The sequence below is a fragment of the Streptomyces malaysiensis subsp. samsunensis genome, assembly GCF_024519315.1.
In the GTDB taxonomy this organism is placed as follows: domain Bacteria; phylum Actinomycetota; class Actinomycetes; order Streptomycetales; family Streptomycetaceae; genus Streptomyces; species Streptomyces malaysiensis.
The window spans coordinates 1-17,325 of record NZ_JANIIC010000001.1 but is presented as its reverse complement, the minus strand read 5'-3'; the positions used below and the strand labels follow the sequence as shown (position 1 = coordinate 17,325).

The 17,325-nt window shown below is 72.1% G+C and carries 16 protein-coding genes; 5 read left to right on the top strand and 11 right to left on the bottom strand.

Features of this window, described 5'->3' with window-relative positions; translation table 11 throughout:
* Positions 1-71 precede the first annotated feature (71 nt).
* From pcaG to NQU54_RS00060, 5 genes are all read right to left on the bottom strand, one after another.
* A complete protein-coding gene (pcaG, locus tag NQU54_RS00080; RefSeq protein ID WP_257629175.1) occupies positions 72-797 on the bottom strand; it encodes a protocatechuate 3,4-dioxygenase subunit alpha in 726 nt (241 codons plus the stop codon).
* Entirely contained in the window at positions 797-1,564 is a 768-nt protein-coding gene (gene pcaH / locus NQU54_RS00075) for a protocatechuate 3,4-dioxygenase subunit beta (protein ID WP_093701841.1), read from the bottom strand. Before pcaH ends, pcaG begins: the two co-directional genes overlap by 1 nt.
* 103 nt (positions 1,565-1,667) lie before the next feature.
* Complete coding sequence (locus NQU54_RS00070) at positions 1,668-2,870, bottom strand: thiolase family protein (RefSeq protein ID WP_257629174.1); 1,203 nt, start codon at positions 2,868-2,870, stop codon at positions 1,668-1,670.
* Positions 2,867-3,661 carry a CoA-transferase subunit beta gene (locus NQU54_RS00065; protein ID WP_257629173.1) on the bottom strand — a complete coding sequence of 265 codons (795 nt, stop codon included), beginning with the start codon at positions 3,659-3,661 and terminating at the stop codon, positions 2,867-2,869. The genes NQU54_RS00070 and NQU54_RS00065 overlap by 4 nt, the downstream gene beginning before the upstream one ends.
* A complete protein-coding gene (locus tag NQU54_RS00060; protein WP_257629172.1) occupies positions 3,658-4,482 on the bottom strand; it encodes a CoA transferase subunit A in 825 nt (274 codons plus the stop codon). Before NQU54_RS00060 ends, NQU54_RS00065 begins: the two co-directional genes overlap by 4 nt.
* A 240-nt stretch (positions 4,483-4,722) precedes the next feature.
* Here NQU54_RS00060 and NQU54_RS00055 point away from each other — a divergent pair, with 240 nt between their 5' ends.
* On the top strand, positions 4,723-5,163 hold the full coding sequence (locus tag NQU54_RS00055; RefSeq protein ID WP_257629171.1) for a MarR family winged helix-turn-helix transcriptional regulator: 441 nt from the start codon (positions 4,723-4,725) through the stop codon (positions 5,161-5,163).
* A gap of 161 nt (positions 5,164-5,324) precedes the next feature.
* Here the strand turns inward: NQU54_RS00055 and NQU54_RS00050 are convergent, their stop codons facing one another.
* The 3 genes from NQU54_RS00050 to NQU54_RS00040 all read right to left on the bottom strand — a co-directional run bounded on the left by NQU54_RS00050 (position 5,325) and on the right by NQU54_RS00040 (position 7,909).
* Positions 5,325-6,128: a putative protein N(5)-glutamine methyltransferase gene (locus NQU54_RS00050; protein WP_257629170.1), complete on the bottom strand. Its 804-nt coding sequence runs from the start codon at positions 6,126-6,128 to the stop codon at positions 5,325-5,327.
* A 164-nt stretch (positions 6,129-6,292) separates the two neighbouring features.
* Positions 6,293-7,141 carry a helix-turn-helix domain-containing protein gene (locus tag NQU54_RS00045; protein ID WP_257629169.1) on the bottom strand — a complete coding sequence of 283 codons (849 nt, stop codon included), beginning with the start codon at positions 7,139-7,141 and terminating at the stop codon, positions 6,293-6,295.
* 21 nt (positions 7,142-7,162) lie between these two features.
* A complete protein-coding gene (locus tag NQU54_RS00040; protein ID WP_257629168.1) occupies positions 7,163-7,909 on the bottom strand; it encodes a DUF6879 family protein in 747 nt (248 codons plus the stop codon).
* 200 nt (positions 7,910-8,109) lie between these two features.
* Between NQU54_RS00040 and NQU54_RS00035 the strand changes: the two genes are divergently transcribed.
* The 3 genes from NQU54_RS00035 to NQU54_RS00025 all read left to right on the top strand — a co-directional run bounded on the left by NQU54_RS00035 (position 8,110) and on the right by NQU54_RS00025 (position 9,175).
* Positions 8,110-8,415: a hypothetical protein gene (locus NQU54_RS00035; protein WP_257629167.1), complete on the top strand. Its 306-nt coding sequence runs from the start codon at positions 8,110-8,112 to the stop codon at positions 8,413-8,415.
* 112 nt (positions 8,416-8,527) lie between these two features.
* Complete coding sequence (locus NQU54_RS00030) at positions 8,528-8,689, top strand: hypothetical protein (protein WP_257629166.1); 162 nt, start codon at positions 8,528-8,530, stop codon at positions 8,687-8,689.
* A gap of 69 nt (positions 8,690-8,758) precedes the next feature.
* Positions 8,759-9,175, top strand: a complete 417-nt coding sequence (locus NQU54_RS00025; protein WP_257629165.1) for a hypothetical protein — start codon at positions 8,759-8,761, stop codon at positions 9,173-9,175.
* An 8-nt stretch (positions 9,176-9,183) separates the two neighbouring features.
* Here NQU54_RS00025 and NQU54_RS00020 read toward each other — a convergent pair whose 3' ends face one another.
* Positions 9,184-10,116: an oxidoreductase gene (locus NQU54_RS00020; RefSeq protein ID WP_257629164.1), complete on the bottom strand. Its 933-nt coding sequence runs from the start codon at positions 10,114-10,116 to the stop codon at positions 9,184-9,186.
* An 824-nt stretch (positions 10,117-10,940) separates the two neighbouring features.
* Between NQU54_RS00020 and NQU54_RS00015 the strand changes: the two genes are divergently transcribed.
* Positions 10,941-12,983, top strand: a complete 2,043-nt coding sequence (locus tag NQU54_RS00015) for a hypothetical protein (RefSeq protein WP_257629163.1) — start codon at positions 10,941-10,943, stop codon at positions 12,981-12,983.
* A gap of 283 nt (positions 12,984-13,266) precedes the next feature.
* On the opposite strand, the gene NQU54_RS00010 is transcribed toward NQU54_RS00015, so the two are convergent.
* Together NQU54_RS00010 and NQU54_RS00005 are read right to left on the bottom strand one after the other, a co-directional pair.
* The gene (locus NQU54_RS00010) at positions 13,267-15,696 is read right to left on the bottom strand and encodes a beta-xylosidase/alpha-l-arabinosidase (RefSeq protein WP_257629162.1); all 2,430 of its coding nucleotides are present in this window, start codon (positions 15,694-15,696) and stop codon (positions 13,267-13,269) included.
* Positions 15,697-15,784: 88 nt separating this feature from the next.
* A complete protein-coding gene (locus NQU54_RS00005; RefSeq protein WP_257629161.1) occupies positions 15,785-16,702 on the bottom strand; it encodes a carbohydrate ABC transporter permease in 918 nt (305 codons plus the stop codon).
* Positions 16,703-17,325 lie beyond the last annotated feature (623 nt).

Below are 17,325 nucleotides of genomic sequence, written 5' to 3'. Positions count from 1 at the left end.
GATCCGAACCATCCGTTCGATCCGTTCGATCCGTTCGATCCGAACGATCCGTACGACCGGAACCACCAGAACTATCGGAACTCAAGGAAGACCGTCTCCCCCTCGCCCTGCAAGCGGATGTCGAAGCGGTACGTCCCCGGCCGGGGCGCCGCCGTCGCCACCAGCGTCTCGCGGCGCGCCGGATCCAGCGCGGCGAGCAGCGGGTCGGCGGCGTTGGCCTCGGCGTTCTCGGGGAAGTACACACGGGTGAAGAGGTGGTGCAGCAGCCCCCGGGCGTGGACGCACACGCTGATGTACGGGGCGGTGGGCGCGGCCGGGCCGCCCGGCGGCAGCGTACGGGCCGCCCAGTGGCCGTCCGCGTCGGTGGCGATCCGGCCGAAACCGGTGAAGTCCACGCCGTTGCGGCCGAGGTAGCCGCCGGTCACCGGGTCGCGCCGCATCGACCCGCCCGCCCCGGCGAGGGAGCCCTCCGGGCCCGCCTGCCACAGCTCCACCAGCGCGTCCGGGACGGGGGTGCCCTCGCCGTCGTAGACATGGCCGTGGAGCGTGATGGCGCCGGGGTGGCCCGCCGGGGCCATCTCACCGCCGTCGGGGAAGGGCAGGGCGTAGCCGTAGAACGGGCCCACGGTGTGGGACGGGGTGGGCGCGAGCCGCCCGGCGGCGGGCCTCTCGGCGGCCGGTCCCCCGGCAGTGGCGGGCCTCTCGGCGGCCGGTCCCCCGGCAGTGGCGGGCCCCTCGGTGGACGCGAGCCCTCGCGCGGTGGCGGCCCCCTGCGCGGATGCGAGCCTCTCGGTCATCAGCGGCCCTCCTCGATCCAGGTGGCGGACGGCCCGTCCAGCACGATGTCCCAGCGGTAGCCGAGCGACCACTCCGGCCGCGACAGCTCGTGGTCGTACGCCGCGACCAGCCGCTGCCGCGCCGCCGGTTCCGTCACCGATTGCAGGATCGGGTCGTAGGCGAAGAGCGGATCGCCGGGGAAGTACATCTGGGTGATCAGCCGCTGGGTGAACGCCGTGCCGAAGACGGAGAAGTGGATATGCGCGGGCCGCCAGGCGTTCTCGTGGTTGCGCCACGGATAGGCGCCCGGCTTGATGGTGGTGAAGTGGTACGAACCGTCGTCGCCGGTCAACGTCCGCCCCACACCGGTGAAGTTGGGGTCGAGCGGCGCGGGGTGCTGATCGCGCAGATGGGCGTAGCGGCCCGACGCGTTGGCCTGCCACAGCTCGATGAGCTGCCCCCGGACCGGGCGGCCCCGGCTGTCCAGGAGCCGTCCGGAGACGGTGATGCGCTCGCCGAGCGGTTCGCCCCGGTGCTGTGAGGTGAGGTCGTTGTCGATCTCGGTGATGTCGGTGTGGCCGAAGACGGGGGTGTGCAGCTCCACCGTCTCCGGGTCGCCGTGCACCGCGACCAGCGGCTGCTTGGGGTGGCGCAGCACACTGCTGCGGTACGGGGCGAAGTCGCGCGACGGATGGTCGGCGGCGGGAGCGCCCTCGGTGCGCGCCTTGTCGTACGACTCCCGTATGTGGGTGAGTTCGTGGTCGATGTCGGACTGGGTGAGAGACATGTCTGCCGTCAGCCTTACCTTTCCAGCCTTGCCCTTCCGGGACCGTTCTGGTTCATTCCAGACCGTTGCGGGCCGTAGCGGATCGTTCCGGGCTGTTGTGGGATTACCTCTCCAGGACGAGGGCCAGGCCCTGCCCGACGCCGATGCACAACGTGGCCAGGCCCGTCCCCGAGCCCCGGGCGGCGAGCTGATGGGCGACGGCCCCGGCCAGACGGGCGCCCGAGGCGCCGAGCGGGTGGCCGATGGCGATGGCGCCGCCGCGCGGGTTGACGATCGCGGCGTCGAAGCCGGGGTCCTGGGCGGACCATTCGGCGAGACAGCCCAGCACCTGTGCGGCGAACGCCTCGTTGAGTTCGAGGGTGGCCAGATCGGCGAAGGAGCGGCCGGCCCTGGCGAGGGCGCGGGTCACGGCCTCGACGGGGCCGAGCCCGAAGTACTGCGGCTCGATACCGGTGACGGCCGAGGCGCCGATCCGGGCCAGCGGTTCGCGTCCGGTGGCCTTCAGGCCCTCCTCGTCCACCAGCAGCAGCGCGGCCGCACCGTCGTTGAGCGGCGAGGCGTTGCCCGCGGTGACGGTGCCGCCGGGCTTGCGGAAGGCGGGCTTGAGCTTGGCCAGGGCCTCCGGCGATGTGGTCTCGCGGATGCTCTCGTCGCGGACGAGGTCGGTGTCCGGATACGGCAGCACCTCGGCGTCGTACGCCCCGTCCTTCCACGCCCGCGCCGCCTTCTCATGGCTGCCGAGCGCGAACGCGTCCTGCGCCTCGCGGCTGATGCCGTGCTTGTCGGCGATCAGTTCGGCGCCCTCACCGAGGGCGACGGTCCACTCGGGCGGCATGTCCGGGTTGGTCATCCGCCAGCCCAGGGTGGTGGAGTACAGCTGCTGATGCCCGGCGGGGAAGGCGCGCTCGGGCTTGGGCAGCACCCAGGGGGCGCGGCTCATCGACTCCACACCGCCCGCCAGGGCGATATGCGCGTCGCCGACCGCGATCGCGCGGGCGGCCTGGAGCACGGCCTCCAGACCCGAGGCGCAGAGCCGGTTGACGGTCGCGCCGGGCACGGTCACGGGCAGCCCGGCCAGCAGTACGGCCATGCGGGCCACATCGCGGTTCTCCTCGCCCGCGCCGTTGGCGTTGCCGAAGTAGACGTCGTCGATGCGCGCCGGGTCCAGGGCGGGGGTGCGGGCGAGCAGCCCGCGCACCACATGGGCGGCCAGGTCGTCGGGGCGCACCCCGGCCAGCCCGCCGCCGTACTTGCCGATGGGGGTACGGACGGCGTCGACGATATAGACGTCACGCGAGGTGGTCATCGGGTCTCCTTCCCGGGCTTCCCGGCGGCCTTGAGGGCGCGCAGCGCCGCCAGCTCATGGGGGGTGGGCGGCTCGGTGGTGCCCACGGTGCCGGCGACGGTCAGCTCCCAGCCGGTGGCGGCCCGCACCCGCTCCACGGTGACGCCCGGGTGCAGTTCGGTCAGCACCAGTTCGGCGGTGGCCGGATCGGGGCGCAGAACGCCCAGGTCGGTGATGACGGCGACGGGGCCCGCGCCCGGCATGCCGAGCTTCTTACGGTCGCCGGGGCCGCCACCGTGGCCCATGGTGGTCACGAAGTCCAGCCGCTCCACGAAGTTGCGGGTGGCGTGGCGCAGCACCATCAGCACCTTGCCGCAGTTGGAGGCGATCTCGGGGGCGCCGCCCGCGCCGGGGAGGCGGCCCTCGGGCTTGTCCGGGCCGCGGTCCACGACGGTGGTGTTGATGTTGGCGTAGCGGTCGACCTGGGCGGCGCCGAGGAAGCCGACGTCGATCCGGCCGCCCTGGAGCCAGTAGTTGAACATTTCCGGCACCGGGACCACCGCGTCGGCCGTGTCGGCGAGCTCGCCGTCGCCGATGGACAGGGGGAGCCGGGTGGGCTTGGAGCCGATGGTGCCCGACTCGTAGATGAGGACGAGACCGGGGTTGACGGTGGCGCGGGCGAGGTTGGCGGCGGTGCTGGGGAGGCCGATGCCGACGAAGCAGGTGGTGGCGTCGGCGAGCGCGCGGGCGGCGTTGACCTCCATCAGCTCGTCGGATGTGAAGTCCGTCGTCCCTGCGGGGGTCGCGGTCATCGGGTGAGTGCTCCCTCGCTCTTGCGCACGTACTCGTCGATCCACCGGGTGAACGCCTCGCGGTCGCGGGCGATCGGATCCCATGCCTGGTAGAAGGTGTTGTCGCGGGTCGAGTACCCGGTGGCGTAGGAGGGGCGGGCACCGTCGGGGACCACACACACCGCGTCGATCACCCAGGTCGGCAGGACGACTCCGCCCGGCCGTGGCGTCAGCTCCTCGACGATCTCCTCCACGGTCACCAGCACCCGGTCCGCCGCGAGGGCCGCCTCCTTCTGCACCCCGGTCAGCCCCCACATCTGCACATTCCCGGCGCGGTCGGCCTGCTGGGCGTGGATGACGGTGACATCGGGGTTGAGGGCCGCGACGGCGGCCAGTTCCTCCCCGGTGAAGGGGCAGGTGACGGTGGAGACGGTGTCCGTACGGGTCGGGATGTCGCTGCCGCGATAGCCGCGCAACACGGCGAACGGCAGCTTGGAGGCACCGGCCACATAGCGGTTCGCCATGCCCGCGTGGCTATGCTCGTCCAGCTCCAGCGGCCGCGGCCAGCCGTTCTCGACGGCGTCACGGAAGCGGTGCAGCGAGCCGACGCCGGGGTTGCCACCCCAGGAGAACACCAGCTTGCGGACGAGTCCGGCGCCGATGATCTGGTCGTAGATGACGTCCGGAGTCATCCGGACGAGGGTCAGGTCGGTGATGCCCTGGCGGATGACCTCGTGCGCGGCGGCGTACGGGATCAGGTGGGTGAATCCCTCCATCGCGACGGTGTCCCCGTTGTGGACGAGGTCCGCCACGGCGTCCTGGAGGCTTCGGATGTCGGCCATCGTCACTCCGCGATCGGGATGCTCAGTGTGCTGACTAATGCTGCTGACCAATGTGGTGTCGATTTCGCACGTTGCCATTGGCTGGTGTGCTCGTCAAGGGAGTCTAGGGTGAATGTCGGCCTCTCGACATGGGGTCTTCCACAGGGCAGAATCGCTCAGTACACGGACTAATGAGCTCATCGAGCGAGCGGTAAGCGGCGAGCGGCGAGCAGTGAGTAGCGGGGAGCCGGGAGGCACGACATGGGCGGCGCGGTGGATCTGAACACGCACCCCGGGCATCTGGCCCGCCGCTTCCAGCAGGCGCACTCCCTGCTGTGGGGCGCGATGGTCTCCGAGGAGACCACCTCGCCGCAGTTCGCGGTGGTCAACGCGCTGATGGAGAAGCCGGAGATCGACCAGCGGACGCTGAGCGAACATGTCCACCTCGACCGCTCCACCATCGCCGACCTGGTCGCCCGGCTGGCCCGGCGCGGTCTGCTGGAGCGGGTGCGGGACCCGAACGACGGCCGCCGCAACGTCCTGCGGCTGACGGACGAGGGCGCCCGAGTCCACCGCAAGCTGGTCACGCGGACGGCCCGGATGAACCGGGTCTTCATGGCCCCCCTGGACGAGGCGGAGCGCGAGACGCTGCTGCGGCTGATCGCACGGGTCACGGACGCGGCGGAGGAGTTGCGCGCGTAGGCGCGCGGGTCTTCCCCCTCCCCGCCCCTTCCCGAAACTGGGGCTCCGCCCCGGACCCCGGACGGGGGCTCCGCCCCCAACCCCCCCGGGGGGGCCGGGGTCCGGGGGCGGAGCCCCCGGTTATGGGAAGGGGCGGGGAGGGGAGCAGCCCGCCGCAGGCGTCACGAACTGGAGGTCGATGGCCTGGTGCCGATGATGACCGTGGCGTCCAGCTCGTCGCATTCGGCCAGCCGCGGCACCAGCCTGCCGTCGGCCACGATGGCCATGGCCGAGGGCGCCTGCCGGCCGCTCGTCTCGAACAGCAGCGAGCCGCCCGGGGCCAGCCACCCGCCCGCCCCGGCGGTCACCCGGCGCAGGACGTCGAGTCCGTCCGCGCCGCCGTCCAGCGCCACCCGCGCCTCATGCACCCGGGCCTCCGGCGGCAGCAGCCCGACCTCCTCGGTCGGTACATACGGGACGTTGGCCAGCAGGACATCGACCCGGCCGCGCAGCGCGGCGGGCAGCGGCTCGTAGAGATCGCCCTCGTACACCGTGCCGCCCACTGCCTCGACGTTGCGGCGGGCGCAGCGCGCCGCGGCGGGGTCGATATCGGCCGCGTACAGTTCCACCTCGGCCAGGGCCGAGGCCAGCGCGGCGCCCAGTGCGCCCGAGCCGCAGCACAGATCGACCACGACGGCCCCGGGCCGGGCCAGCGCCTCGGCCTGATCGACCAGGAACTCGGTGCGCCGCCGTGGCACGAAGACCCCGGCGTCCACGGATATCCGCAGGCCCCGGAAGTCAGCCCAGCCGAGTACGTGCTCCAGCGGAAGCCCGGCGGCGCGCCGGTCCACCATGGCGCGGAGACCCGCCGGGGTACGGGCCGTGGCGAGGATGAGCCGCGCCTCGTCCTCGGCGAACACACACCCGGCGGTGCGGAGTCTGGCGACGACGGCGGGGAAGGTGATGAGTGAAGCTGAAGCCGACATGGAAGCCTGGAAGCCTTTCGGAACCCCTGAGGGCGCCCCGGCAGTCAGCTATCCCGTGTATCCCTGCGGCGAGAGCACCCAGCCTGAACTGGCCTTGATGGGTCTCACCTCCTTGGTGCGTACGGGTGACAGCCACATTACCCGATGCCCCGACGCCGTGGCGGTCAAGAGCTCAGCGCCCGCCGGGCCTCGTTGATCAAACGCTGGGCGTCGGCGCCGAAGACGGCGGATTCGCGGAGAGTGTTCCAGGCGCGCAGATAGAGGGCGATGCTGTTGGCGTCGTTGATCCAAAGTTCCGCGTGCCAGTCCTCGACCAGCACCAGCCGCTCGTCGTGGATCCAGAATCCGTTGGCGGGCTGGATCTTCAAGGGCGCGGTGAACGGGACGATCCCCAGCTCGACCGTGTCCAGGCCGATGACGCTCGTGAGCCGGTCGAGCTGAGCTGCGAGCACCGACGGCGGACAGACGCGAGCACGGAGCGCTCCTTCCCACATGATCATGTGGTACCGCTTGCGCGAGTCGTACAGCCCTTCCTGGCGCCGTAGTCGACCGCGTACCGCAGCCTCGGTGTCTCGTGGAGACTTGTGCAGGTCTGCGTTCTGGGTGAAGACGGCTCGTGCGTAGTCGGGCGTCTGAAGCATGCCCACCACGAGACAGTTTTCCCAGCCGCGCAGTATGGCCGAGCGCTGGTGCTCGGCGTTGATCGTGTCCTGGACGGGCTTGTGCCCGGCGGCCAGTTGGCGGCGCCACGACCGGATCTGGGATTCAAGGCCGGACAGCCGGGACAGTAGTTCCCCGGCCGCTTCCGGCTGGTCGGTTGCCGTGGCCCAGGCGCGCAGGTCCTCGGCTGTCGTTGTCTGGCGCCCGTTTTCCAGCTTGTAGATCTTGGAGTGCGGCCATCCCAGCCGCTCGGCGAGTTGTGTACCGGTGAGTCGGCCTCCGGGACACGACGCACGCAGCTCCCGAAGCCGCGCTCCTAGGGCCACCCGTGCCTGTTGAAAGTCAGTGCTCACCGGTCACACCGTACTTGCCACCTACGTGGTCAGTCCCGCTGCGAACGTGTCGTACCGCACGGCGTAGTGCCATGCCGCGTCCCGGACTTGGAGATAGCGATTGACCGCCACCGGCTCGGTGATCAGCTCGACGTTGAGCAGGTTGTCGTCGTCATCGAAGTTGAGGAGGGCGACGAGCCGGGAGTCGAAGACCCAGAAGTCCTCGGCGGGCAGCCGGAGCCGGTCGGCATCGGCGCGCCACAGGTTGCGGATGTCCTCTCCCACGTCGCAGTTCCGCTTGGCGCTGTAGAGGAGGTAGCGCTGACCGATCGTGGGCGGGTCGTCGACGATGCGCACTCGCTCGCACCGCTTGCCCTGGTGAGTTTGGTCGCGGATCGTGGTGAAGAACGGATGGTAGAGGTCCAGCGGAGCCTCGCCCGTCTCGACGAACGCCTGGTAGTCGGGCGCCGTTTCATCACTCGCGAACCGTCGGCGGGTCTCCAGCCGCCAGGCGGTGTGCTCGAAGTTCTCGAAGAGCTTGCCGAAGTCATCCAGGTCGATGATGTGCGGCGTGCGAGTGATCTCCTTGGGGCCGAAGGCGACCAGCAGTTCGCGCGGCACCACGATGGGCGTCTCGCCCTCGCCAAGGTGTTGGAGCTGGGCAAGGTCCTCGGGGTCGGAGAGCGGTGTTCCGTGGATGACGATCTCTCCGCTGTCCAAGTCCTCGTGCACGGCGGGGCAGCCCGTGACGCCAGAACCCGTGCCGTTGAAACGCAGTCGACGCGCCATGATCACGTCCCTTCTTGTTGATCTGACACCCCGAGCATGTCGCATCCATGGGTGCGCTCGGTACTGATTCGCTGACCCTGCGTGAGATCAATCGAGAACATCTCGCCCAGAGTCGAGAACATTCGAGAACATCGCATCGCACTCCGCAGCCCCTTCTCCCTAATGTCCCGTTCACGCAGAAACGGCGGGAGAGGTGACCGATGAGAATCCGCGAGCAGGACATCGAGGCAGTGGGGGCCGATGACCACGCCAGGCCCAGGGCCGAGGCCCAAGCCGTGGCCGAATTGCTGCGCCAGGCATTGGCGCGGCTCGGCTTCACCCCGGACATCCCGCACGGCGTCGAGGGCGGGGAGCTGTACTGGCCGACCCTGCGGGGCGAACTCACGGTGTCCGGCTATCCGCTGGTGGCCCTCGGCCGCATCCCCCTCGACAGCGCGAACCGGCTCGCGGACGTCCTGATGCGGGCCGCGATGGAGGAGCAGACGAAGAACGCCGCCTCGGCGTAGGCGGCACGCGTCCCGCCACCCCTTGAACCCCCGTACCGACTGGACCGGAGCCCTGGCAGGTCGAGCCCAGCCGGAACGGGTGCAGGTGCACGACGGCGCGAGGAGAGCCCCCGTGCCGACAGCACAGAACGGAATCATCTCGATGCGGTTGGCAGGACACAAGACCGTCTTACGGCAGGACCCGGACGACGGCGACACCATGCCCGACACCGACGCACCGTCGCCCCCCTCGGGCGGCGGCTGCGGTGGCGGCGACGGCTGCGGCCGTCAGTAACCCCGATGGGAAGGGCGGTCCCGCCACCGCGCGGGGCTGCCCTCTTCGGTCAGCGAAGGCGGCAGCACATTGCACCACCACCACGGCTACACCTGGCTCGGCTCCGGGCACGACCTTCTCAAGGACGGCCCCAGACGCCCCATCCACCCGGACTTCAAGCACTCCAAAGTCGTCCCCCTCGAACTCGCCCACTGGCTGCTCAAGCCCCCCGCCTTCGTCCAGGGGACCTGGACCGATCCCGCCCAAGCCGCCGACTGGTTCGGCACCCGGGCCCGCGAACACGTCGACTCCTTCGCCTCCGTCCACGACCGCGCGCCCGAAATGCTGTCCGCGAAGGTTCAGGGTGCGGCCAAGGCCGTCGCGGGCGGGGAGGACGTGGTCGGGGGCTGGTACCTCACCGGTCAGCGGTTTCTCTCCGTATGCCTGGTCGGCTGCGGCCCCCACCGCTTACGACCCGAGATCGGCTGTCCGCAGCGGCGGACGTGACTCGGTACTCAGCTCGCGAGCGCCTCGTACCGCACCCCGGTCAGCCGCTCGGACGCGGCCCACAGCCCACGCCCCGCCGTATCGCTGAGCGTCCACTTGGCGCGGGCCGAGCGGCCGGGGGAGCCGTGCCACAGCCCCTGGAGCGGCGGGCCGAAGAAGTCGTCCTGGCGGACGTCCGGCCCGGTGGCCGCGTACAGGGTGGGGAGTGCGCCCTGCTCAGGGCTCTGGGCGAAGTAGCGGTTGCCGATCTCCATGAAGCGCTGCTTCGCCCGGCGGCCCTCCATCTTCGGCGCGACGGACATGAGGTTGGTCGCGGCGTAGCCGGGGTGCGCGGCGGCCGCCACGAGGTGGGCGCCCGCCGTGCGCAGGCGGTGGGACAGCTCATGGGTGAAGAGGAGGTTGGCGGACTTGGAGCGGGCGTAGGCGGCCCAACGCCGGTATTTGCGCTCCATGTTCAGATCGCGCGGGTCGACCGTCCCCAGCAGGTGCATAAAGCTGGACACGGTGACCACGCGTGCCCCCGGCCCCGCCGCCAGCAGCTTCGGCAGCAGCAGTCCGGTGAGCGCGAAGTGCCCCAGGTGGTTGACGCCGAACTGCGTCTCGAAGCCATCGACGGTTCTGCCGTGCGGAAGGGCCATCACACCCGCGTTGTTGATCAGCAGATCGAGCCGGTCGCCCTTGTGCCCGGCCGCGAAGGCCCGTACGGACGTCAGATCCGCGAGGTCCAGCGGCGCCACCCGCACATACGCGCCCGGCGCCTGCGCCTGGATCCGCTCGGCGGCCTCTGCCCCGCGCGTCTCGCTACGGCACGCGAGCACCACCTGGGCGCCGCGCCGCGCCAACTCCCGGGCGGTGATGAGGCCGAGACCGCTGTTGGCGCCGGTCACGATGGCGGTGCGGCCGGTCTGATCGGGGATGTCGCTCGCGGTCCAGCCCTTCATCGCGCGCTCCTTCGCGGTGTGCGCTACCCGCCGGTAGCCCCCTGTGTCCGGCGACAGCCTAAGGGTGGGGTGATGAAGGTGCGAGATGTGCGGGCCCGCGCTTGAAACAGAGGTCCTTGCCGGTGGGTGTGGGCGGAACGCCCCTCATCCGGTGTGGCGTGTTCGACAGCTGGTGGAAGGTGGCGGAGTGCCGCGCCGGGGCTGCGGGGGTTGCCAGGGTTGTCGGGGCTGCTCTCGCTGGGGCTGCCGGGGCTGCTCTGGCCGGTCGGGGTTGCCGGGGTTGCCTGGTTGCTCGGGTCGGTTGGGTGCCGCTTTCGTCTCGCGCCTTCGGCGCAATTGAGCAGCGGGGCAGGGGGTGGGGCCGCGATGCCATCGCCGTCAACCGGCCGGTGGTGGCTGGGCCGGTGGCGGCTTCGGTGCTCGGCGGCCGGGGTTCGCCGCCGGACTGCGGGCGGTGGCAAGATCCCGGTCAGTGCGATGCCGGGCCGGGCCCAGGGGCGTTTCGGTGGTCCAACGATGCGCTTGGTCCCGCTCCTCCCGGTACCCCTTCTTGAAAACGCTTGATCTGGCGCAACTAATCCATCAAGCGATTTCCAAAGGGGTACCCCAACCCCTCCGCTGTCCGGCGTCGGCCTCAACTCCCGGCACGGGCGCCGCCGCCGGGCCCAGCCTCTACCGGCCCGTCAGACGGCGGCGCGACCCGCGCCCCCCACCCCCTGCCCCGCTGCTCAATGGCGCCGAAGGCGCGAGACGAAAGCCGCACCCCACCGAGCCCAGCAGCCCCGCTCCCCCCATAGGCAGGCCGGAGGGCCGCTGTCGGAGCCATGAGCGATGATCTGGCCATGGTGTATTCGACGGGGGAGGACGGGGGAGGTCCGATGGCGACCGGTGGCTGGACGGCCGTGGACGACCGGCGGTTGGTGCCCGCGCTGGGCGGGCTCATCGACGGCACGGGGATGTGGCGGACCGGGGTGCTGGCCTCCATCGAGCGGACCGGCCGGTATCTGACCGGGACATGGGATCCGCCGGGCCCCGAGGGCGAGGACGGGCCCGGGATCGCCGGGGAAGGGTCGTGGGTGCGGTTCATCGGCCGGATCGGGGCCGTGGCGCTCCGGGCCGCCGCCGCGTCCACGCGCCCGGAGCGGCGCCAACGGCTGCTGGCGATGCTGGAGATGTGGGCGGAGAGCCCGTTCGCCGATCCGGGGGCCCGGCTGCGCACCGGAATCGTGGTCACCGAGCGGCTGGCGGTGCGGGACGAGCGCGGGGCGGCCGTCAGCGCGGGGTGGAGCCATGAGGGGCGGCGCGGGTTCGTCGAGCTGCGGACGGGGGACGCGGAGCCACCGAGCCTGGGGACCGTCGAAGAGGCGCGGGACGTGCCGCGCGGCTGGGGGAGCGCGGAGCAGCTGCGGCGGCTGGTGGCGCTGGTCCGCGAGCGGGGGCCGGCCCCGTGGCACCGGGAGGCCGTGGAGCTGCTGCGGGAGCGCACCGGGATGGGCCGCCCCGCCGCGTCCCTCGCGCTCGCCGGACTCCTGACGCGGGGTTACGTCCCGTTCCTGGACGCCGATGAACGGGCCACGCTGCGGCTCAAGGTGGCCGAGGCCGAGGACGGCGGGTCCGAACTGGCCCGGCTGACCTCGCTGGACCGGCTGGAGCTGCTGGCCGACGTGCTGCCCGAGGACCCCGCCGAGCTATGGGAGCCGGACGGGATGCTGGGCGTGGCGGAGCGGCTCGCCGAGGCGTGGCAGACGCGGTACGGCCCCCGTACCGTGGTGCCCGAACGCACGCTCAAGGCGGTGGTCGAGCTCCAGCTGCTGCGGCTCTCGGCGGCCGAGTTCTGCGCCGCGTTCACCGACCCCGCCGCCGAACCCGGGCTCAGCGCACCCCTCGACACCTGGATCAAGAACGGCGAGCACGGCCCGCTGCTCACCGACGCCCGGTGGGACATCGTGCGGTTCGAGGACCGTCTGCACTCCGTCGTGCCGCGCCTGTCCTGGGTCTACGCCGAGCTCCCCGCCGGCGATCCGGTCCGCGAGGGGCTGCCCGGTCTGGTGCGGCTGCTGCTCGAGCGGCTGGACCACCCGGGGCTGCTGCTGCGCGCCGGACACCCCGGCGCCGGATCGGGGCGCACGGTGGCCGAGCTGCACGAGCGGTTCGGATTCCGGCCGTACGCGGGCCCGGAGCGGCTGGACGTGGCGAGCATCGACGACGGGCTCACCGTCATCACCGACGGCACGGTCGACCGCAGGGGACACCGCTCCCCGCCCAGGGTGTACTTCCGCCCCGCGTTCTACGGCGACGATCAGCGCTCCCAGGCCCTGGCGGCGACCACCTCCGGCTTCGGCCGTGAGGACATCCCCCTGGTCGAGTGGGTGCGCGGTCCGGTCTGCGCGCGCATCGTCGAGCGGATCGAGGGCGCCTCGCTGCCGGTCGGCGCGTATGAGTCGGATCCGGCGGTCTCCGCGCCGGACCTCGTGGCGCGGGTCGCCGACACGCTCGGCATCGACGGGGACGCGGCGGCGCTCTACCTCCAGCTGCTGGCCCTGCCCGCGCCGACCGACCGCAACGTCCGCACCTGGAACGGGTGGAAGACCGCCCGGCACCAGAAGGCGGCCACCGTACTGGTCGAGCGCGGTCTCGTCACCGAGGACAAGCGCCCCCGGGCCGGGCGCCAGGTCTTCCTGCCCGGCGAGTGGATCCACGCCAAGAAGCCCTACCAGCCCATGGAGGCGTGGAAGGCGGAGCTGATAGGGCTGCGGCGGTCCTACAACCGACGGCTGGAGAACCCCCTTCCGCTGCCCACCCGCACCCTGCCCGAGCTGTTCGCCCACGCCTGGTCGCTGGTGGAGAAGGGGGAGGGCCCGCTCTGACCCGGCCCCGGGAGCGGTCAGGTTCGATCCGGCCCCGGGAGCTTCCGGCCAACCCGGCCCCGGGAATGGTCGGCCGACCTGGCCCCGGGTGCGGTCAGGTCCCACCCGGCCCCGGGAGTGGCCGGCCGACCTGGCCCCGGGTGCGGTCAGGTCCCACCCGGCCCCGGGAGTGGCCGGCCGACCTGGCCCCGGGTGCGGTCAGGTCCCACCCGGCCCCGGGAGTGGCCGGCCGACCTGGCCCCGGATGCGGTCAGGTCCGACCGCCCGGGGCCACCCCGGCGCGCTACTTCACCCGCACTTCGCACACCATCCGCCGCCGGTGGTCCACCGTGCGCTCGGGCCCGGTCAGCCTCAGCGGCACGGTGTGCCGTACGCCGGAGTCGGCGCTGGAGGAGGCCAGCCGCAGCTCCAGCGTGCCCGGCTCCACCACCCGTGTGCCATCCGCCCCGAGCGGATACGAGGCGAGGTCGGCGTGGAAGGTGAAGCGGACCTCGGCCGACTCGCCCGACCCCAGCGGCACCCGCGCATAGCCGATCAGCCGGGACACCGGCCGGGCGATACGGGCCACCGGATCGTGGAGGTAGAGCTGCACGACCTCCGTCCCGGCACGGTCACCGGTGTTGCGCACGGTCAGCCGGACCGTGGTCTCCCCGTCGGTCGGCACCTCGGCGGCGTCGGCCTCCGGGCGCTCCCAGGCGAACGAGGTGTAGGACAGCCCGTGCCCGAAGGGGTACAGCGGGGTCGGGTCGATCGAGCTGGCGTCGCCCCGCAGCCCGAGCGGCGGCTGTGCGTACGTCCAGGGCTGGCCGCCGGACGCGTACGGGACGCTCACCGGCAGCCGGCCCGAGGGGTTGACGCGGCCGCTGAGCGCCCCGGCCACCGCAGGGCCGCCCTCCTCACCGGGGAAGAACGCCTGCACGGCGCCGGCCAGCAGCCTCGACCAGCGGCCGAGCGCGTAGGGCCGCCCGGTGAACAGCACCAGCACCACAGGGGTGCCGGTGGCCACCAGAGTGTCCAGCAACGCGCCCTGTTCACCGGGGAGTTCGAGGTCGGCCGCGTCGCAGCCCTCGCCCGAGGTGCCCCGGCCGAACAGGCCGGAGCGGTCGCCCAGCACCGCGACGCACACATCCGCGTCCGCCGCCGTCCTGGCCGCCTGCGCCAGCCGGCTCTCGGCGGTGAGCGCCGCCGCGCCCGCAGAGGCCACCGCCCCCGTCTCCCCGGCGTACCCGTCAGGGCCGGGCGCGGCGCACCCCTCGGCATGGGTGATCCGGGCGCCGGGCAGCTCGGCGCGCAACGCGGCGAACAGCGTCGGCACCTCGACGCCCAGGGGCAGTTCGGGGTGCTCCACCCCCACATGGCGGGGGAAGGTGTAGCAGCCGAGCATGGCGGCCGGGTCGTCGGCGAGCGGGCCGACCACCGCGATCCGGGCGTCCGGCGCGAGGGGCAGCACATCGCCGTCGTCGGCGAGCAGCACCACCGACTCCTCGGCCAGCTCCCGCGCCACGGCCCGCATCCCCGGCGGATCGAGATCGAGACCGGAGCCGGGTTCCGCCGATGCCGTCGACTCCGTCGATTCCGTCGATTCAGCCGACTCCCCGAGCAGCGCAGGCGGCACCGGCGACCAGTCCGGATCCAGCAGCCCCAGCTCGCACTTCTGCCGCAGCACCCGCAGCGCCGCCCGGTCCACCAGCGATTCGTCCACCTCCCCGGCCCGCACCGCGTCCCGCAGCGGGGTGCCGAAGCAGCGCACCGCGGGCAGCTCCACATCCACCCCCGCCGCCAGGGCCAGCCCGGCCGCGCCGCCCCGGCTGTCGGCGACCCGGTGGGCCAGCTCGAGGAAGGACACCCCGAAGTAGTCGGCGACGACGGTGCCGGTGAAGCCCCAGGTGTCGCGGAGCAGTTCGGTCAGCAGCCAGGGGCTGGCGGCCGAGGGCACCCCGTCGATGTCGTTGTAGGAGTGCATGACCGACCGCGCGCCCCCGTCCCGTACCGCCAACTCGAAGGGCGGCAGGACCACATCGACGAGTTCCCGCGGGCCGATGGAGACCGGTGCGTGGTTGCGGCCGCCCCGGGAGGCGGCGTAGCCCGCGAAGTGCTTGAGGGTGGCGACGATCCCGGCGGACTCCAGACCGCGGACGTACGCGGTGCCGATGGTCGCGACCAGATAGGGGTCCTCGCCGATGGACTCCTCCGTACGGCCCCAGCGCGCGTCCCGCACCACGTCGAGCACCGGGGCCAGCCCCTGGTGGATCCCGGCCGACCGCAGCGAACCGCCGATCAGCTCGGCCGCCCGCCCCACCAGCGCAGGATCGAACGACGCGCCCCAGGCCAGCGGGGTGGGGAAGACGGTGGCGCGCCAGGCGAAGAAGCCGGTCAGACACTCCTCATGGGCCAGCGCCGGGATCCCGAAGCGGTTCCCGGCGGCGATCCGCGTCTGGAGGCGGGCCAGCGCGGCGGCGCCCTCGGCCGGTTCGACGGGGGAGGTGCCGAAGGGGCGGGTCAGCTGGCCGAGGCCATGGGGGAGGAGGCCGTCGAGGTCCACGGCCTCGGACACCTCGTGCTGGAGCGGGGCGACGTCCTCGCCCTCCTCGGCCTCGGATCCCGGCCATACGCTGGAGAGTTGGGCCAGCTTCTCCTCCAGCGTCATCGAGGAGAGCAGGGCCGCCGCGCGGTCCTCGGCGGAGAGGGAGGTGTCCTGCCAGGGCTGAGGCATGAAGCTCCTTATCGGGGGAGGACGGCGGGGCGGGGGAGACGGCGGGGCGGGGGAACGGCTTGACGCGCCGCCGGTACGGCCGTACGGCCTATTTTCCGCCCACGCCCATCAGTCCGTTGATCAGCTGACGACGGGCGAAGAGATAGACCAGGAAGATCGGGACGATGGAGAGCACCACGGCGGTGAGCAGCGCCGGGGTGTCCACCCGGAACTCGCCCACGTAGTCGTACAGCCCCAGGGCCAGCAGCCGGTTGCTCTTGGACTGGGTGAGCAGCAGCGGGAAGAGGAAGCCGTTCCAGGCGTGCAGGGCCGACATCACCCCGACCGTGGAGATCCCGGACCGGGACAGCGGCACCACGAGCTGGAGCAGCACCCGGGTCGGGCTCGCGCCGTCCAGCGCCATCGACTCGTACAGCTCCTCGTCGATGTCGCGCATCGTGCCGACCAGGATCAGCACGCTGACCGGGAGGGAGAAGGCGGCCGTCGGCAGGATCACCGCGAGCAGGGTGTCGTACAGCTGGAGCTTGGTGATGACCAGATAGACCGGGATCACCACCGCCTGGGAGGGGATCGCAAGACCCAGCAGGAAGATCTGGAAGATCCGGCGGGAGGCCCGGCTGCGGGCGCGGACGACCGTGTAGCCGACGGTCACCGACAGCGTGATCACGATCGCCGCGCATACGGCCGTGACCAGCGCGGTGTTGAGGAGGTAGGAGAGGAAGTCCGAGCGCAGCACCCGCCGGTAGTTGGCGAGCGTGGGGTGGTCGGGCAGGGCCAGCGGACCGTCGTCGATATAGCCGTCGCGGGTCTGGAAGGTGGCGGCCACCAGCACATACAGCGGCAGTCCGACGATGCCGAGCCAGATCAGGGAGCCGAGCGCGGCTGGATAGTTCGAGCGGGGCAGACCCCGGCGGCTGAGGCGGGGGCGAGGGGCCGCCGGGGTCTTCTTCGGCGTACGGACGCCGTTCGGGGGGTGGTTCTTGCGGTCGTGGAGGACGTCGGTCACATCCCCTCCCGGGTGCTGCGCATCGCGGCGAAACCGGTGAGTCGGCGAGTGCCGTCCCGACCAGCAGCACGGCCGCCGCCAGGGTGGACGCACGAAGGGTGGCCCTTGACCGAGGTATGCGCATCGTGAGCCTTCCGGAAGCAGCCCGATAATTCTCGGATGCGGTTGCGTGGAAGGTATGGGGGTGCTGATGCGGTGTCAAGGGGCCCAACGGGGATGGGCCTTTGTTCCCCACCCCAGCCCCTCCCCGAACGGGGGCTCCGCCCCCGGCCCCACCGGGGCTGCGCCCCCGGCCCTGTTGGGCTGTGCTCCGGGCTCTGCTGGGCTCCCGGCCCCGTCGGGCTGTGCCCTGGCCCTGCTGGGGCCGTGCCTGCGTCCTGTGGGGTCGCGTCACCGAGTTCGGTCTTCCACCTCCCCGAGCTACCGCTGGGATGTGCCGCTGGACGGGCTGGAAAATCCAGCCCGTCCGGCGATTGAGGACCGGGGTCCGGGGCGGAGCCCCGGCGGGGGCGGGGGCGGAGCCCCCGTTCGGGAAGGGGCGGGGGGGGGGATCAGCCCTCGGCGGGCGAAGTGGGGGGGATCAGCCCTCGGTGGGCGGGGCCGTGCTGGCGCGGACGACCAGG

Coding starts and splice junctions, on each gene's coding strand:
- NQU54_RS00070 (WP_257629174.1), bottom strand. CDS start 2,870: ATGACCACCTCGCGTGACGTCTATATCGTCGACGCCGTCCGTACCCCC.
- pcaH (WP_093701841.1), bottom strand. CDS start 1,564: ATGTCTCTCACCCAGTCCGACATCGACCACGAACTCACCCACATACGG.
- NQU54_RS00015 (WP_257629163.1), top strand. CDS start 10,941: ATGAGCGATGATCTGGCCATGGTGTATTCGACGGGGGAGGACGGGGGA.
- NQU54_RS00020 (WP_257629164.1), bottom strand. CDS start 10,116: ATGAAGGGCTGGACCGCGAGCGACATCCCCGATCAGACCGGCCGCACC.
- NQU54_RS00065 (WP_257629173.1), bottom strand. CDS start 3,661: ATGACCGCGACCCCCGCAGGGACGACGGACTTCACATCCGACGAGCTG.
- NQU54_RS00050 (WP_257629170.1), bottom strand. CDS start 6,128: ATGTCGGCTTCAGCTTCACTCATCACCTTCCCCGCCGTCGTCGCCAGA.
- pcaG (WP_257629175.1), bottom strand. CDS start 797: ATGACCGAGAGGCTCGCATCCGCGCAGGGGGCCGCCACCGCGCGAGGG.
- NQU54_RS00035 (WP_257629167.1), top strand. CDS start 8,110: ATGAGAATCCGCGAGCAGGACATCGAGGCAGTGGGGGCCGATGACCAC.
- NQU54_RS00055 (WP_257629171.1), top strand. CDS start 4,723: ATGGGCGGCGCGGTGGATCTGAACACGCACCCCGGGCATCTGGCCCGC.
- NQU54_RS00040 (WP_257629168.1), bottom strand. CDS start 7,909: ATGGCGCGTCGACTGCGTTTCAACGGCACGGGTTCTGGCGTCACGGGC.
- NQU54_RS00010 (WP_257629162.1), bottom strand. CDS start 15,696: ATGCCTCAGCCCTGGCAGGACACCTCCCTCTCCGCCGAGGACCGCGCG.
- NQU54_RS00060 (WP_257629172.1), bottom strand. CDS start 4,482: ATGGCCGACATCCGAAGCCTCCAGGACGCCGTGGCGGACCTCGTCCAC.